Here is a 14,289-nt window from a genome sequence, read left to right as displayed (position 1 = left end):
GCACAGACGACTTGATCCCCTCCGTCCCCTTTTTCATCCATGCATGGCGTGGATCTACCGCTCTATCCTCACTGCATCCTCAAGATACAGGCGGGCAATGGGCGGATGCTCTCGATGCTCGACCTGCCACAGGTCATAGGCCGCCTGCATCGCCAGCCACATACGAGCACTGCCGAGGCCCGCAAGTTCAAGACGGTACGCGAGTTCAGCAGAGATGCCGGCGTGCCCGTTGATGATGGTCGACAGCTGTCCACGGGAATAACCAAGGTGCTGCGCCAGCGCACTGATGGACATGCTGATCGCCGGCAGGATGTCTTCGCGCAGCGATTCTCCTGGATGCGGCGGATCATGCAACGGCATCGAGCAGACTCCTAGTGGTAATCAAGGTAATCGACCAGTTCGACGTCGAGCCCACGAAAGCGGAACACCAATCGCCAACTCGCCGAGACATTCACAGCCCAGTAGCCGCTATAGCTTCCGTGCAGGGGATGCAGGCGATTTCCGGGCAGCCCCATGTCTCCAGGCAGCCGGGCTTGATCCAACTGCAGAAGCAAACGCCGCAACCGAGCCACATGATCGGCACGGACTCCGGAAATGTCGCCCCGCTCATAGAGCGCCTTCAGGCCCTTATGCCTGAAGCTGACGATCATGCAGCACCAGTGTAAGGCCACACCTTACACTCCGCAAATCCAGTATAGGTTTCTGCGCCGCGCTTGTTGACCATTTTTACTATTGAGGTTGTCTCGGCAGACTCTCCTTTTCGCAAGGAACGCAGGCCAGATGAAGAGGCCAACGCGACAGCGGCGCCGTCGGGCGGAACACGCCGTCCCCTTTTCTCGTCCACGCATGGCGTGGATCTACCCAGGAAAACGAGAAAGGCCGGCTTGCGCCGGCCTTTCCTTCATCACGCTGCGATGCTGCTTACAGGGCCTTGGCCGCTTCCACCACGTGGGCGGTGGTGATGCCGAAGTGCTTGTACAGCTGATCGGCCGGCGCCGAGGCACCGAAGGTGTCGATACCGACCACAGCACCGTCCAGGCCGACGAACTGGCGCCAGAAACCGGTGACGCCGGCTTCCACGGCCACGCGCTTGCGCACGGCATTCGGCAGCACCGATTCACGGTAGGCCGCATCCTGGCGCAGGAACACGTCCGTGGACGGCATCGAGACCACGCGGGTCTTGAGGCCGGCCGCGTCCAGCTGGGCCTTGGCTTCGGTGGCCAGCGAGACTTCCGAACCGGTGGCGATCAGGATCACATCCGGGGTACCGGCCGCATCGGCCAGCACGTAGCCACCGCGCTCGATCTGGGCGATCTGCTCGGCGTTGCGCGGCTGGTGCGGCAGGTTCTGGCGGCTGAACACCAGGCAGCTCGGGCCGTCCTGGCGGGTGATCGCGGCCTTCCAGCTCACCGCCGACTCGACCGCATCGCACGGACGCCACACGTCGTTGTTCGGGATGTAGCGCAGCGAAGCCAGGTGCTCCACCGGCTGGTGGGTCGGGCCGTCTTCGCCCAGGCCGATCGAGTCGTGGGTATAGACGTGGATGGCGTGGGCCGGGATCAGCGCGCTCATGCGCACGCCGTTGCGGGCGTAGTCGCTGAACACCAGGAAGGTGGCGTCGAACGGAATGAAGCCACCGTGCAGGGCCAGGCCATTGGCAATGGCGGTCATGCCGAACTCGCGCACGCCGTAGTACACGTAGTTGGCGTTGGCGTCGTCGCTGGCAACGGACTTGCTGCCCTTCCACAGGGTCAGGTTGGAGTGCGCCAGGTCGGCCGAGCCGCCGACGATTTCCGGCAGCAGCGGGGCATAGGCTTCAATGGCCAGCTGCGAGGCCTTGCGCGAGGCGATCGTCGGGCCTTCAGCCGCCACCTGGGCGATGTAGGCATCGGCCTTGGCAACGAAGTCGGCCGGCAGTTCGCCGTGCGAACGACGGGTCAGTTCGGCGGCCTCGCCCGGGTACTGGCTGGCGTACTTGTCGAACAGCTGTTCCCACTCGGCCTGGCGCAGGGTGCCGGCGCCATTGGCGCGCCAGCCGTCGTAGATCGCCTGCGGGATCTCGAACGGACCGTACTCCCAGCCCAGCTGCTTGCGGGTGGCTTCCAGTTCGTCCTTGCCCAGCGGTGCGCCGTGGCTGGATTCCTTGCCCGCCTTGTTCGGCGAACCAAAACCAATGGTGGTGCGGCAGCAGATCAGGGTCGGCTTGTCGCTCTGCGACAGCGCGGCCTCGATGCCGGCCTTGATGCTTTCCGGGTCGTGGCCATCGACGTCACGGACCACGTTCCAGCCATAGGCTTCGAAACGCTCCGGGGTGTTGTCGGTGAACCAGCCCTCGACGTTGCCGTCGATGGAGATGTGGTTGTTGTCCCAGAAGCAGACCAGCTTGTGCAGGCCCCACGTACCGGCCAGCGACGCCGCTTCATGCGACACGCCTTCCATCAGGCAGCCATCGCCCATGAACACCCAGGTGCGGTGGTCGACCACTTCCAGCTCCGGGCGGTTGAAGCGCTGAGCCAGCAGCTTCTCGGCCAGGGCGAAGCCCACGGCGTTGGCAAAACCCTGACCCAGCGGGCCGGTGGTGGTTTCCACGCCCGGGGTCTCATGGCGCTCCGGGTGGCCGGCGGTGTGGCTGCCCAGCTGGCGGAACAGCTTGAGCTGCTCGATCGGCAGGTCGTAACCGCTCAGGTGCAGCAGCGCGTACTGCAGCATCGAACCATGGCCGTTGGACAGCACGAAACGGTCGCGGTTGAACCAGTGCGGGTTGCTCGGGTTATGGCGGAGGTAGTCGTTCCAGAGGACTTCGGCGATGTCGGCCATGCCCATGGGCATGCCGGGGTGGCCGGACTTTGCGGTTTCAACCGCATCGGCGGCAAGGAAGCGGATGGCGTTGGCCAACTGGCGACGGGTAGGCTGCGTCATGGTTCTGTCGGAATCGGGAGGCGGCCGCGGACGTGCGGGCGGCCTATTGTCCCATAGTCGCCGGGCGGGGGGTCGGTTCACCGTGCCCGGCAGTGCCGGCCGCTGGCCGCCAACTGCGCAGAATTCAATGAAGATCATGAAGTTGCCGGCCAGCGACCGGCACTACCGCCCCCGGAGTCCGGGGGCTGCGCCCTAGGCGCGGGGGTGTGGAGGCCGGTAAGGGGGCCCACGATTCGCATCGCGAAACGTGGGAGCGGCAGCGCGCATGCGATGACGCGTACCCGGCCAGCGGCCGGCACTACCCGCCCCCGGAGTCCGGGGGCGGGAATCCGGACTCAGTCCTGCTGCGGGCCCAGCGCCGGGCCATCGTGGCCTTCGCCCTTGGCCACCAGCGTGGTCAGGGCCAGGTCGCCAGTCACGTTCAGCGCGGTACGGCACATGTCCAGGAAGTGGTTCACGCCCAGGATCAGGCCGATGCCCAGCGGGTTCACGCCCACCATCGCACAGATCATCGCCACCACCGGCAGCGAGCCCGAGGGCACGCCGGCCGTGCCGATGCCACCGAGGATGCAGACCGCCATCACCATGATCTGCTGGCCGATGCTCAGGTCCACGCCGAAGAACTGGGCCAGGAAGATCACCGTCACGCCCTCGAACAGCGCAGTGCCGTTCTGGTTGGCGGTGGCGCCCACGGTCAGCACGAAGCGCGACACGCGCTGCGGCAGGCCCATCTGGTCGGCCACGCGCAGCGCGGTCGGCAGGGTGGCGTTGCTGGAGGCGGTGGAGAACGCCATCACCGTCGCTTCCTGGGTATCGCGGAAGAACGACAGCGGCGAGCGGCCGGACAGCCACACGGCGGTGCCGTAGGTCACGATCATGTGCAGGCCCAGCGCCAGCACCACCACGCCCACGTAGGCGCCCAGGCGGATGATCAGTTCGAAGCCGAACAGCGCGGCCAGGTTGAACATGAAGCAGGCCACCGCGTACGGCGCCAGGCGGATGACCAGGTTGATCAGGGTCATCGAGATTTCAAACACGCCTTCGATGGCGCGGCGCAGCGGGGCGACCTTCTCGTCGTCGGTCAACACCATGCCGATGCCGAACATCAGCGCGAAGAACATCAGCGACAGGATCGCGCCGTTGTCGGACGCGGCCTGCAGCACGTTGCTCGGCACGATCGACAACAGCATGTCCATGCCCTTCGGCGTGCCATGGATGCCGGCAACGATTTCCTTGCTGCGCTCTGCGTTCTCCGACAACATCATCGCGGCCACCTGCGGATCGACGCCGGCGCCCGGCTTGAGCAGGTTGACCAGCACCAGGCCGATGCCCACGGCGATGCCGGACAGCAGCACGGTGTAGGCGAGGGTCTTCCAGCCGATGCGGCCAAGGGCGCGGATGTCGCCCATCTCCGACACGCCCATGATCAGCGCCGAGAAGATCAGCGGCACGATCAGCATGAAGATCAGGTTGAGGAACAGGCCCGACGCCGGGGTGGTGATGTAGTCCATTACCCACTTGGCACCGGCCTGCAGACCATCGACGCTGCCACCCAGGGCGTGCACGATCAGTCCCAGGACCAGGCCGATCGCAAAGCCGATGCCCATCTTCCAATGCAGGGGCAACTTCTTCTTGTCGGCAGCAGCTGCTGTCATGCGCGGGTTTCCTCGAAAAATGAATGCACTCTAACAAAGCGCGCAAGCGGCGCCGGTTCAGGTTCGCCGCGGCGGATACAGCGGCGCCAGGCCAGTGTCAGCGGTGATCGCCGCCGCCGACCAGTGCGGTCCGTCACGGAAGACCCCGCGCAGGCGCGTGCGCAGCGGCGCCAGATCACCCTGCCCGCCCCAGCGGGCCTGTTGCAGGTCCTGCAGCACCTGGCGCTGGGCCGGGTCATCCAACCGGGCGATGACCTGCTCGATGCGTTCAACGCCGGCCATCGCGCATAGCTGAGCTTCTACCTGATCGAAGCCTTCACCATCCAGCGCGCGGCGCAGTTCGGCCAGGCCGGCACGTCCCGTCGTCACAGCGGGCACAGCCCCCCTGCCCGCCTCAGGCGGCGCCACGCGCGGGCGACGGCCACGCTGCCAGCCCCACAGCAAGGTCAGCAGCCACAGCAGCGCCAGGCCGATAGCGGCGCCCATCCATGGCCACGGACGCTCGGCCAGGCCGCTGGCGCGCGGATCGGTGGCCGCGATACGGCTGTCCTGGCCATCGCCCCCCGGCAGCGCAGCATCGGTGTCGATCGGCGGCAGCGGCGCAGGTGAAGCACTGCCACCGCCATTACCGGCTGCGACGGCGAGTGTCAGGTCCGGCAGCTTCGCTTCCTGTGGCTTGCCCGCACGAACATCCCACCACGGCAGGTGCGGCCCCGGCACCACCAGCGAACCCGGCTGGCGCGGCACGATCGAATAGCGGCGGGTGATCTTCAGGCGCGGCGTGCTGCCGTTGAAGCTCTCTTCGTACTGCGCCGGTTCGGCGAACACCTGCGCGGCGCTGCCGACGTCGGGCACCGGCAGGTCGGTGAACTGCGCGCGGGTGGCACCGTCGGCAATCGCCTCGACCACCACGTTGGCCGCCTCACCGGTACGTGCGCTGGTCGGTGCACTGGTGTAGCGCAGCTGCAGGCCCTGCAGCGGCAGCCACGGCTGCGGCGCCTGCGCCGGCTGTGCCTGTACCTGCAACGTGCGGTCGGCGCCGGTGGCATTCATCCGCCCGTCGCCGCCGCCAAAGAAGTCGTCGAAGAAGCCACCGGCACTGCGCCCACTGAAACGCGCACCGGCCAGCCGAAGTGCACCGCTGCGCTCAGGAATCAGCAGGAAGCGCCGCTCGACCACGTTGTAGCGGCGGCCATTGACCTGCCGCACATCGGTGCGGTCATCGCCCACCCGCTGCAACGACGCACCGGCCGGGGTATCCAGCACCAGTTCGCCGGAGGCCAGCTGCGAAGCGAAATACAGCCGCACCACCACGCCCACGCTCTGCTGCACATACGGCGTCTCGTCATCGACAACGGTTTCGATGAAGGCCACCGCGTTGCTGTCGGGGCCGGCCACGGCAGCGGCATCCACTTGAAGGGTCAGCGGCGCGGTACGTACGCTGCCCACCTGCAGGCCCGGCACCACCAGCGCGCCGCTACGCCGCGGCGTGAGTGCCACGCCATACAGAGTGCGCTGCTGCATGCTGCCATTGCGCCACTCCACCTGGCGGCTGCTGGTCTGCCCGCTGAGATCGAAGTCGGTACGCAACGGCGTGAAGTCCGGCGCGCCCTGGTCGCTCTCGACATTGAGCATGACCGTGTCACCCAACGCGATGCGGTCGCGGTCCAGCCACGCGCGCGGCTGCGCCCAGGCCAGCAGCGGCAGCCACAGCAGCAACGCCGCCAGTACCTGTCGGGGCCAGTGCCTGTGCATGTTGATCGCCCGCGTCATCGCCCTTCCCTCTTCCTGCGTTCGTTTTCCAGCTGGAACTTGGCCCGCAGCAATGCCCCCGGATCATCCGGCACGCGTCGCATCCACGCCTCCACCGCCTGTTGCTCCTCGCGCTGGCGCGCAGTGCTGCCGTCGCTGCCGGGCACGGGCTTGCCGTCCTGTTCGCCCTTGCCCTCACGTGCCTGCTGCATTGCCCGCTGCATGCGCTGGCGCTGCTGCTCATCGGCCCGGGCCTGTGCCTTGGCATCCTCCACCTGTGGTGGCGCCGGCTGTCCATCGCGGCCGCGCTCGCCGGGCTGCGGGCTCGACGGGTTCTTGTCGTCACCGGGCTTGGGCTGCCCCTGCTGGCCCGACTGCGGCTGGCCCTGGCCAGGATCCTGCTGGCCCTGCTGCGGCTTCTGGCCCTGCGGATTCTGCTGCCCCTGGCCGTTCTGCGGTGGCTTCTGCTGCCCGTTCTGCGGTGGTTTCTGCTGATCCTGGCCTTTGCCACCGGACTGCTTGCGCTTGCGCGCGGCATCGACCACGGCACGGTTGGCGACCGCATCGGCCATGCCGGGATGCAGCGCCAGCGCGCGGTCGTAGGCGGCAATGGCTTCGTCGTAGTGGCCCTGGCGGGCCAGTGCATTGGCCAGGTTGTACCAGCCCGCATCGCTGTCGATGCCCTCGAACTGCTTGCGGGCACCGGCGAAATCGCCATTGCGGTACGCCTGCGCACCTTCGGCCAAGCGCTGGTGCTGCACCTGGTCGGCGCGCTTCCACAGCGTGCCCTGCGCTGGCGGTGCGGCGGGCGCGGCAGGCGCCTGCGCCTGCACGTCGCTCATCCATGGCAGCAGGCCCACCGCCAGCACTGCCGCCAGCAGCGCGCGGCGGCGGAAGGCCAGCAACGCCAGCAGCATCACCGGTGGCAGCAGCCAGAACCCTTCATCACGCCATTGCTTGCCCTCGCCCGGCCGCTGCGCTGCAGTGCCTTCGCGTGCATCCAGTACGCCCAGTGCGCGCAGATCACTGGCATCGGCGGCGATGCGGGCATAGCGGCCACCGCCCGCGGTGGCCACGGCACGCAGGCTGCCTTCATCCAGCGCAGCCTGGCGGATCTGCCCACTGCCATCCCGGTACGCCGCCCCGGCGGGGGTGCCCAGGCCCAGTACCGACACCTGCAGGCCCAGGCTGCGCGCCTGCGCTGCGGCCAGTGCCGCTTCATCATCGGCGTGATCGCTGACCAGCAGGATCTGCCCCCGCAGCGCCCCGATCTGGCGCATCAACCGCGTTGCCCAGTCGATGCCGCGGTCGGCACGCTGGCCGTCACGTGGCATCACATCCGGCGACAACGCGTCCAGATACAGCGCCACATTGCTGCCGTCGTCGGTCAGCGGCGCCACGGTGTAGGCGTCCTCGGCGTAGACCACCAGGCCCACCTGTCCGCCCTGGCGGGCACGCAGCAGCTCACCCACTTTCGCCCGCGCCTGCAGCAGGCGCGACGGCGGCAGGTCGGTGGCATTGATCCGGCTGGACAGATCCAGCACGACCAGCAGCGGTGCGCTGGCCTGGAACATCGGCTGTGCCTGCTGGCGCCAGCTTGGCCCGGCCATGGCCAGCGAGGCCAGCGTCCAGCCCAGCAGGACGGCCCCGGGCAGGCGTACGCGGCGGCGCGTGCCCGCGGCCAGCAGATGCGGCAACAGGTGGGCATCCACCGCTGTTCGCCACACATCGCTGCGCCGCTGCCGGTACAGCGCCAGTGCAAGAATGACCGGCAAAGCCAGCAAGGCCCACAGCCATTCCGGGCGCAGGAAGTGCAGCGCATTCCAATCGGGAAGATTCGAAGCAAGCGCGATCATCGGCGACGCTCCGGCCACAGCCACGCCAGCACGCCCAGCAGCAACGCCACCCCCAATGGCCAGGCATAACGTTCTTCGCGCGGGCGCAGGCTCGGCCCCTTCGCGGCGATCGGCTCCAGCCGGTCCAGTTCAGCGTAGATCCCGGCCAGCTGCGCGGTGTCACGCGCGCGGAAGAACTGGCCACCGGTCATGCTGGCAATCTTCTTCAACGTGGCCTCGTCGACCGGGTCCTGATCGGCGGAAATGGGAATACCGAACAGGCGCATGCTGCCATCGCCACCAAATGCGACGGTGTGGATGCGCACGCCCTCGGCGCGGGCCACCTCCGCCGCGCGTAGCGGTTCCAGCACGCCGGCGTTGCTGACGCCGTCGGTCAGCAGGATCAATACGCGCTGGCCTTCGGGTTGGCTGCGCAGGCGCTTCACCGCCAGGCCGATGGCATCACCGATGGCCGTCTCGCGACCCGCCAGGCCAACCACGCTGTCGCGCAGCTGGTCGCGCACGCTGGCCAGATCGGCCGTCAGCGGCGTAAGCGTGTAAGCGCGGTCGCCGAAGATCAGCAGGCCGATGCGGTCACCGGCACGACGATCGAGGAAGTCGGCCAACACGGCCTTGGCTGCGGTCAGGCGATCCACCGCCTGTCCACCCAGCACCATGTCGCCCTCGCCCATGCTGCCGGACACGTCCATCGCCAGCATCATCTGCCGGCCCTCCTGCGGCGGCGTGATTGCTTCGCCCAGCTGTTGCGGGCGAGCCAGTGCGACGCACAGCGCGCACCAGCCCAGCCACAACAGCAGCGTACGCAGCCACGACACATCGACGCGGCCGCCACCGGCCAGCGCTTCCAGTTCCGTCGCCGCATAGGGCACACGCAGTGCTGCGCCGGGATCGGCACGACGCTTCCACCAGTGCATCAGCAACGGCAACGGCAGCGCCAGCAGGGCCAGCGGCCATGCCAGCTGCAGGTCCGGCCATGGCCAGTAACTTGCCAGCAGGTTCATCGGCGCCGCTCCAGCAGCATGGCCAGATAGCGCTCGCGCGCCCAGCTGCGCAGCGCCGCCACATCGTTGGCGTCCACGCGTGGGCGATAGGCACCTTCGGCCAGCAGGCTGCGACGCGCCGCGGGCAGCGTGCCTTCCGGATCCACGCGCTGCCACCAGGCATCATCGCGCAGGGATTCACTGCCGGGCTGTGCCTGGCGCGCGGCGCGACGCAGCAGTCCTGCGATCGCCGCCAGTTCGGCAGCCGCATCGGCGGTGGTTGCCAGCTCCTGATCAAACAGCTGCAACCAGCGTTGGCGGCGTCGGCGGCGCTGCCACCACAGGAAGGCCATCGCCACCAGCAACAGCAGCACCACGCCGCCGATCATCAGATAGCCCGGTGCCGGTGGCCACCACGATGGGGCCGGCGGCAGCTGCACATCGCGCAGCGGCAGGTTCGCGCTCATGCCGGCGCCTCGGTGGGCGATGGTGCCAGCCAGGCATCGCTGGGCGCATCGGTGGACAGCACCTGTACATCGACGCGGCGCGCTCCCAGCTGGCGCCGCAGCTCCTGCAGCGGTTCGACGAAGTGGGCCTGCCAATGAGCCTGCACCTCGCTGCGCCGCAGGTCCAGGCCGATGCGCTGCTGCAGGGTCTGGAACTGCAGCGCAGCCGATGGAGGCTGCAGTTCCAATGGATCGACCAGCAGCACCAGGCTGAGGTCATGGTGCTGGGCCAGCGCACTCCAGCGCGCAGGCGGAATACGGATGGCCTGCTGCGGGTCGGCCAGCACCAGCACGCGTGCACCCGGGCGCAGGACGCGACCGGCATGGTCCAGCGCGCGCTCCAGGCCAAGGTCATCGGCCGGTGGCTGCGCATACCACCGGGTGAGCGCATCCAGCACGCGCAGCACGCCGCGCGGGCCACCTGCCGGTGCGATCGGTGGTTCACGGTCGCTGCCACGCAGGGCGCCGATGCGATCACCACGACGCTGTGCCGACCACGCGGCGACAGCACCGGCACGTGCGGCCTGCACCGATTTGAAGCGCACGCGGGTGCCGAAGTACAGGGCCGGCGAGGTATCGGCCACGATCAGGCTGACCCGCTCGCGTTCGGCCTGGAACAGTTTGGTGTGGGCACGACCGGTGCGTGCGGTCACCCGCCAGTCGATATGGCGCGCATCATCACCGGCCACGTACTCGCGTGACTCGGCATACTCCATGCCACGCCCACGCAGCGGCGACGGCGCCTGCCCCGCGTTGCCGGCGCGGCCACGGCGTGGCGGCGGCGGTCGCTGTGCAAGGCGGCGCAGCGCTACCAGTTCGGCCAGCTGCGGGCGCAGCCCGTCACCGTCGCTGACGGAAGAGGCGTGGTGCAGGGATGGATCGGCCATGCGCAGGCTCAGGGTGCCGGCACGCGGGCCAACAGTTCCTGCACCAGGCGTTCGCCGTCCCAGCCTTCGGCGGTGGCTTCGTAGCTGGGCAGTACGCGATGGCGCAGCACGTCGGCGGCAACCGCTCGCACGTCATCGGGCGTGACGAAGTCGCGGCCGGCCAACCAGGCGCGCGCACGTGCGCAGCGTTCCAGCGCGATGGAACCGCGCGGGCTGGCGCCCCAGGCAATGCGGCGGCCCAGGCCAGCGTCATAGCGCGACGGATCACGCGAGGCCAGCACCAGCTCGATCAGGTAGCGTTCCAGCGCCGGCGCCATGTGCAGGTCCAGCACTTCGCGGCGGGCATCGAACACATCCTGCATCGGCAGCTTTTCCGCCGCCGGTGCGGCTTCGCCCAGCGCGCCACGGGCGCGGTCGCGGGCCAGCCGAAGGATCTCCGATTCGGCGGCCTGGTCCGGGTAGCCGATGCGTACATGCATCAGGAACCGGTCCAGCTGTGCTTCGGGCAGCGGGAAGGTGCCTTCCTGCTCGATCGGGTTCTGCGTGGCCATCACCAGGAACAGCGGCGGCAGCGCGTAGGTGTGGCGGCCAACGGTAACCTGGCGCTCACCCATCGCTTCCAGCAGCGCCGACTGCACCTTGGCCGGCGCGCGGTTGATTTCATCGGCCAGCAGGATCGGGTGGAAGATCGGGCCGGGTACGAATTCGAAGCGGCCCTCCTGCGGGCGCCAGATCTCGGTGCCGGTCAGGTCGGCCGGCAACAGGTCCGGGGTGAACTGCACGCGGGCGAAATCCGCCTCCAGGCGCGAGGCCAGCGCACGGATCGCCGTGGTCTTGGCCAGGCCCGGAGCGCCTTCCACCAACAGGTGGCCATCGGCCAGCAGCGCGATCAGCAGGCGTTCGACCAGTGCCGCCTGGCCGACGATCTCGGCCGACAGGGCATCGCGCAGCTGGGTGAAGGCGCCATGCAGGCGGGAGGCGGCCGGCGCGGGCGGCGGCGAGACGGTTTCGGGCATCGGCGGTGGCAGGTTCATGGGGGCCTTTGACCGGCGCGGGACGGCACGGGTTCCCGACATCATCGCAGGGTGCCTTGCGATTGGCATCAAGAACGGCTGAACGGCGCATCCACGCATGGCGTGGATCTACGGGTGGAAACGCAGAAGGGCCGCGCATGGCGGCCCTTCTTCGTTTCGCGGGTGGCGCGGGCTCAGTTCTGCTTGGCCACGCGCAGCACCTTCGGCGTCACGAACACCAGCAGCTCGGCCTTGTCCTTGTTGCGGCCGCGCTTCTTGAACAGGTTGCCCAGGAACGGCACGTCGCCCAGGAACGGCACCTTGCTGATGCTGCTGCGGTCGGTGAACTCGTACACGCCACCGATGACCACGGTCTGCCCATCCTCGACCAGCACCGCGGTGTTGACCTCGCGGCGGTTGATCGACGGCACCGTGCCGTAGCCCTGCAGTTCGATCAGGCGGTCGACTTCATCCTTCTTCACCTGCATGTTGAGGAACACGCGGTTGTCGTTGGTGATGGTCGGGGTCACCCGCAGTTCCAGCACCACTTCCTTGAACTGCACGTTCGGGGTGGAGCCGGCGCCACCGGCAGCACCGGTGCCGCTGATGGTGACGTAGCCGATTTCCTTGCCTTGCTTGATCATGGCCTCGCGCTGGTTGGTGGTGACCACGCGCGGGTTGGAGATCACCTCACCTCGCGACTCTTCCTGCATGGCCGACAGCTCCACGTCCAGCAGGTAGCCTGCGTTGAGGATCGACAGCGCCAGCGAGCCAGGGTTGTTGGCTGCGGCCACCGGCAGGTTCCAGTTCAGGCCGCGCTTGATGGTCGGGCCGCTGGGAATAGGCGCCGGGCCGACGCTGCCGCCGGCCTGCCACTCGCGAATCGCCTTGGCGTTGGCCTGCGCCGTATCGACCTGCGACTTGCGGGTTTCGGCATTGGCATCCAGGCTGCCGCTGAAGTACACGTTGTCGCGGCTGCCGCTGATGCCGAACTTCGCACCCAGCTCGCGGGCGAAGGTATCGGTAGCGATGACAATGCGGCTTTCGATCAGCACCTGGTCAACCGGACGGTCGATCACACCGATCAGCTCACGCATGCGCGCGATCTTCTTCGGAATGTCGCTGATCATCAGCGTGTTGGTGCGCTCGTCGGCCACGATACGGCCGCGCGAGGACAGGAAACCACTGTCTTCCTGCGACGAACCGCCACCACCGCCATTGCCGCCGCCACTGCCGCCGCCGATGCCCTTGGCCTCGGTCAGCGCTTTGAAGATCTGCGTGGCGCTGTGGTAGTTGATCTGGACGTAATCGGTGACCAGGTCTTCGCGGTTCTCGATGGCGATGCGCGCGTCTTCCTTCTCCTGCTCGAACTTGGCCAGCTCAGCCTGCGGAGCGACCCAGATGACGCTGCCATCGCGACGCTTGTCCAGGCCCTTGGCGCGCAGCACGATGTCCAGCGCCTGGTCCCACGGCACGTTGACCAGGCGCAGGGTCACATTGCCCTGTACCGAATCGGACGCCACCACGTTGAGATTGGATTCCTCGGCGATCAACTGCAGCACGGTGCGCACCGGCACGTCCTGGAAGTTGAAGGTCACCGGCTTGCCGGTGAAGCCACGCTGCCCCACCGCCTTGGCGGCCTGGGTGACGCTGCCGGCGGTGACCGCGCCCACCGCGGCGGGCGCCTGCCGCGGGCTGATCTCCACCACGTACTCGTTGCCGCTCTGGTAGGCCAGCGACTCCACCGCGCCACCGGTACTGAGCACCAGCTGGGTACCGGCACCGGACGGCTTGGCGTCGATGCGCTGCACCGGCGTGGCGAAGTCGGTGACGTTCATCGGCTTCTGCAGGTTGGCCGGCAGCCGGGCGTTACCGACATCGACCACCACGCTGTTGCCCTGCGTACGCAGGTCCGGGACCGCGCCCTGGCCGTCGAACTGGACGATCAGGCGCCCGGCGCCATCATCGCCGCGCTTGAAATCGATCTTGGCCACCGACAGGCCGGCCGGCGCTGCCGCCGGAGCCACGGTGGCGCCCACCGGCTTCTCGGCTGGTGCGGCGGCCAGCGCCGGAGCGCAGGCCAGCATCAGCGCGACTCCCAACGCGCTGACACGGTTCAAGGTAGAGCGCCGGATGGGACGCAGCCCCTTGGCTTGGTGAAAGGTCATCGTGCTATCCCCAGTAAACGATCATTGATCTTCAAGCGAGAGCGTTGCCGGCCGTTCCAGCCAGCCGCCCGCGCCATCCGGCACCAGTTCGATCAGCTCCACGTGGTCCTCGAAGACCGCCGTGACCCGCCCGTCGCTCTGCCCAAGGTACCCACCCGGGCGTACCCGGTAGGTCACCTTGTCCGGCCCCATCACCAGCGCCACGGTAGCGGCGCCGGTGCCGATGGTACCGACCATGTCCAGTGCATCCAGCGGGAAGCCTTCCAGCGGCTCCTTGCGCCGGTTCGGATCCGGACGCAATCCGCCATTCCCCTGCTGCGGATTGGTCCAGGCATCGGTGAACGGGTCGCGCAGACCCTGTGCGGAGTATTCGAAGGTTTCGAACTGCTGCATCACCGGCAGCGGCTCCAGCGGCTGCGCCGGTCGGGCACGCTCGCCTTCCACCCACTTTTCAAGGTTGGGCGCATCACCCGGCGTGCTGGTCACATCGCGGCCGCACGCGGCCAGCATCAGCACGACGGCTGCCATCCCACAACGCGCAAAGAGGGAACGG

Annotated in this window: 12 protein-coding genes; all 12 read right to left on the bottom strand. The window is 68.0% G+C overall.

What is annotated here, in order from left to right; all coding sequences use genetic code 11:
* Nucleotides 1–54: 54 nt before the first annotated feature.
* The 12 genes from R5H29_RS05835 to R5H29_RS05780 all read right to left on the bottom strand — a co-directional run bounded on the left by R5H29_RS05835 (nt 55) and on the right by R5H29_RS05780 (nt 14,264).
* Nucleotides 55–360, bottom strand: coding sequence for a HigA family addiction module antitoxin (locus tag R5H29_RS05835; protein WP_021203687.1), 306 nt, complete (start codon nt 358–360; stop codon nt 55–57).
* Nucleotides 361–371: 11 nt separating this feature from the next.
* A complete protein-coding gene (locus R5H29_RS05830) occupies nt 372–650 on the bottom strand; it encodes a type II toxin-antitoxin system RelE/ParE family toxin (RefSeq protein ID WP_010484073.1) in 279 nt (92 codons plus the stop codon).
* A 271-nt stretch (nt 651–921) separates the two neighbouring features.
* Nucleotides 922–2,919: a transketolase gene (gene tkt / locus R5H29_RS05825; protein WP_332328910.1), complete on the bottom strand. Its 1,998-nt coding sequence runs from the start codon at nt 2,917–2,919 to the stop codon at nt 922–924.
* 335 nt (nt 2,920–3,254) lie between these two features.
* A complete protein-coding gene (locus R5H29_RS05820) occupies nt 3,255–4,574 on the bottom strand; it encodes a dicarboxylate/amino acid:cation symporter (RefSeq protein WP_180877610.1) in 1,320 nt (439 codons plus the stop codon).
* Nucleotides 4,575–4,631: 57 nt separating this feature from the next.
* Nucleotides 4,632–6,347: a BatD family protein gene (locus R5H29_RS05815; RefSeq protein WP_332328909.1), complete on the bottom strand. Its 1,716-nt coding sequence runs from the start codon at nt 6,345–6,347 to the stop codon at nt 4,632–4,634.
* Entirely contained in the window at nt 6,344–8,182 is a 1,839-nt protein-coding gene (locus tag R5H29_RS05810) for a VWA domain-containing protein (RefSeq protein ID WP_332328908.1), read from the bottom strand. The genes R5H29_RS05815 and R5H29_RS05810 overlap by 4 nt, the downstream gene beginning before the upstream one ends.
* Complete coding sequence (locus R5H29_RS05805) at nt 8,179–9,183, bottom strand: VWA domain-containing protein (RefSeq protein WP_332328907.1); 1,005 nt, start codon at nt 9,181–9,183, stop codon at nt 8,179–8,181. Before R5H29_RS05805 ends, R5H29_RS05810 begins: the two co-directional genes overlap by 4 nt.
* Nucleotides 9,180–9,629, bottom strand: a complete 450-nt coding sequence (locus R5H29_RS05800) for a DUF4381 family protein (RefSeq protein ID WP_010484068.1) — start codon at nt 9,627–9,629, stop codon at nt 9,180–9,182. The genes R5H29_RS05805 and R5H29_RS05800 overlap by 4 nt, the downstream gene beginning before the upstream one ends.
* A complete protein-coding gene (locus R5H29_RS05795; RefSeq protein ID WP_111103978.1) occupies nt 9,626–10,555 on the bottom strand; it encodes a DUF58 domain-containing protein in 930 nt (309 codons plus the stop codon). The genes R5H29_RS05800 and R5H29_RS05795 overlap by 4 nt, the downstream gene beginning before the upstream one ends.
* An 8-nt stretch (nt 10,556–10,563) precedes the next feature.
* Nucleotides 10,564–11,589: a MoxR family ATPase gene (locus tag R5H29_RS05790; protein WP_021203694.1), complete on the bottom strand. Its 1,026-nt coding sequence runs from the start codon at nt 11,587–11,589 to the stop codon at nt 10,564–10,566.
* Nucleotides 11,590–11,762: 173 nt separating this feature from the next.
* Complete coding sequence (locus tag R5H29_RS05785; protein ID WP_019659995.1) at nt 11,763–13,736, bottom strand: type IV pilus secretin PilQ; 1,974 nt, start codon at nt 13,734–13,736, stop codon at nt 11,763–11,765.
* A gap of 21 nt (nt 13,737–13,757) precedes the next feature.
* Nucleotides 13,758–14,264 carry a pilus assembly protein PilP gene (locus tag R5H29_RS05780; protein WP_010484064.1) on the bottom strand — a complete coding sequence of 169 codons (507 nt, stop codon included), beginning with the start codon at nt 14,262–14,264 and terminating at the stop codon, nt 13,758–13,760.
* Between the last annotated feature and the right edge of the window lie 25 nt (nt 14,265–14,289).

Source organism: Stenotrophomonas sp. A3_2, from assembly GCF_036624925.1.
Classification (GTDB): Bacteria; Pseudomonadota; Gammaproteobacteria; order Xanthomonadales; family Xanthomonadaceae; genus Stenotrophomonas; species Stenotrophomonas hibiscicola.
The sequence above is the reverse complement of the archived record's forward strand: the minus strand, read 5'-3'. Positions and strand labels throughout refer to the sequence as shown.

Bases quoted from the DNA above. Each gene is read 5' to 3' on its own strand.
- R5H29_RS05835 (WP_021203687.1), bottom strand. From the start codon at position 360: ATGCCGTTGCATGATCCGCCGCATCCAGGAGAATCGCTGCGCGAAGAC.
- R5H29_RS05830 (WP_010484073.1), bottom strand. From the start codon at position 650: ATGATCGTCAGCTTCAGGCATAAGGGCCTGAAGGCGCTCTATGAGCGG.
- tkt (WP_332328910.1), bottom strand. From the start codon at position 2,919: ATGACGCAGCCTACCCGTCGCCAGTTGGCCAACGCCATCCGCTTCCTT.
- R5H29_RS05820 (WP_180877610.1), bottom strand. From the start codon at position 4,574: ATGACAGCAGCTGCTGCCGACAAGAAGAAGTTGCCCCTGCATTGGAAG.
- R5H29_RS05815 (WP_332328909.1), bottom strand. From the start codon at position 6,347: ATGACGCGGGCGATCAACATGCACAGGCACTGGCCCCGACAGGTACTG.
- R5H29_RS05810 (WP_332328908.1), bottom strand. From the start codon at position 8,182: ATGATCGCGCTTGCTTCGAATCTTCCCGATTGGAATGCGCTGCACTTC.
- R5H29_RS05805 (WP_332328907.1), bottom strand. From the start codon at position 9,183: ATGAACCTGCTGGCAAGTTACTGGCCATGGCCGGACCTGCAGCTGGCA.
- R5H29_RS05800 (WP_010484068.1), bottom strand. From the start codon at position 9,629: ATGAGCGCGAACCTGCCGCTGCGCGATGTGCAGCTGCCGCCGGCCCCA.
- R5H29_RS05795 (WP_111103978.1), bottom strand. From the start codon at position 10,555: ATGGCCGATCCATCCCTGCACCACGCCTCTTCCGTCAGCGACGGTGAC.
- R5H29_RS05790 (WP_021203694.1), bottom strand. From the start codon at position 11,589: ATGAACCTGCCACCGCCGATGCCCGAAACCGTCTCGCCGCCGCCCGCG.
- R5H29_RS05785 (WP_019659995.1), bottom strand. From the start codon at position 13,736: ATGACCTTTCACCAAGCCAAGGGGCTGCGTCCCATCCGGCGCTCTACC.
- R5H29_RS05780 (WP_010484064.1), bottom strand. From the start codon at position 14,264: ATGGCAGCCGTCGTGCTGATGCTGGCCGCGTGCGGCCGCGATGTGACC.